Origin of the sequence: Bartonella sp. AA1HLJMS (assembly GCF_042197445.1) — a bacterium.
In the GTDB taxonomy this organism is placed as follows: Bacteria; Pseudomonadota; Alphaproteobacteria; order Rhizobiales; family Rhizobiaceae; genus Bartonella.
In genome coordinates, this window is the sequence record NZ_JBHIRW010000202.1 from 1 (window position 1) to 1,138 (window position 1,138).

Sequence of the window (1,138 nt, forward strand, 5' to 3'; positions counted from 1 at the left end):
CTTTGTACGGTACCTTTTTGTCGATTTAAATGCATGCCTAATCGTAAAATGATCAGCACTTTTCACTAGTTTGCTGTTTTAAGCCGCTTTAGAATTGCTACTGTCATGACACTCTTCACTAGGCTTGCCTATTCTCATGAATGAAATGCGCTTGCCTCCTAAGGCTAGGTTACGCGTATTTTCAACTGCTGTAAAAACTCTCTCAGCAACACCATAAAGCCTGCTTTCTAAATCACGACAAGACTGCGCTAGATCAGCGCATGAGGGCACAAATGTTGTGGACATGCCTTTTGCTTCACCACGTATAAGATTTTTAACAGCTTGCAATAAAGACCAGAGTGAAATGTCGTTAAGAGCTGCGATATAAGCCTTTGCACGCGCTTCTACATTCGAAACTTTTTGCATTGTCAAACCACCTTCAAGCACATCAAGAGCCTCTGCTATGTCTTCAACAGACGCTTTCAAGGTAAGTAAGTTTTGAACAGTCTGATAAGCTTCTAAAGCTTGTTTCTCTAGGGTTGCTGTCAATTGAATGCCATTTCTCAAGGTCCATGGGAACTCCAGAGTTACACATTGCTCTATCTGTTGCACGGTATCTTGTAGAGGCGTCACTAAGCTGTGTTGCACCGATAAGATTACGGATTGTCTCTCCGGTACCACCACGAGTTCTTTGATCTTTTGAAAAGTTTCCATTGTTTCCACCATTGTTGTTCGTATTTTTTATTTTTTCTAAACCCTCGATAGCCCTGCGTACCCAGTTACGCCATGTTGCTTGCCAATCGATTTTGGTTGCATTTGCTCCGGCTTTTGAACGTCAATAATCTCGAAACTTTGCAATTTCGACTTTGACGCGCTCTGGAGGCAAGCCCTCTGCAATGGCAAAATCGTAATCCGGTTCAAAATCCGTAGGCAATCGACAACCGCGATTAGCTTGCGCTCGTTTTGCTTTTTTGGGAACGTTCTCTTGCTCGTGAATGGGAGGTTGGTTGTCTGATGAGGTTTCGATTTGCTCTGATGTGGTCTCAACAGCAGCAACCTCTGTTGGCTTGTCAACCTGTTCGTTTGTTTCTAAACTTTCAGAACCAATTTCTTTTTTTGCTAAAACGATAGTTTTAGTTTTTTTATATATATTCTTATT

At 41.9% G+C, this 1,138-nt stretch carries 1 protein-coding gene and 1 pseudogene; both read right to left on the reverse strand.

Annotation, left to right across the window (positions count from 1 at the left end; genetic code table 11):
• Positions 1–78 precede the first annotated feature (78 nt).
• A complete protein-coding gene (locus tag ACFIQE_RS10615; RefSeq protein WP_375707727.1) occupies positions 79–465 on the reverse strand; it encodes a hypothetical protein in 387 nt (128 codons plus the stop codon).
• A pseudogene (locus ACFIQE_RS10620) lies at positions 449–1,138 on the reverse strand (hypothetical protein); the annotation flags it as partial. The gene ACFIQE_RS10615 and the pseudogene ACFIQE_RS10620, both read right to left, overlap by 17 nt.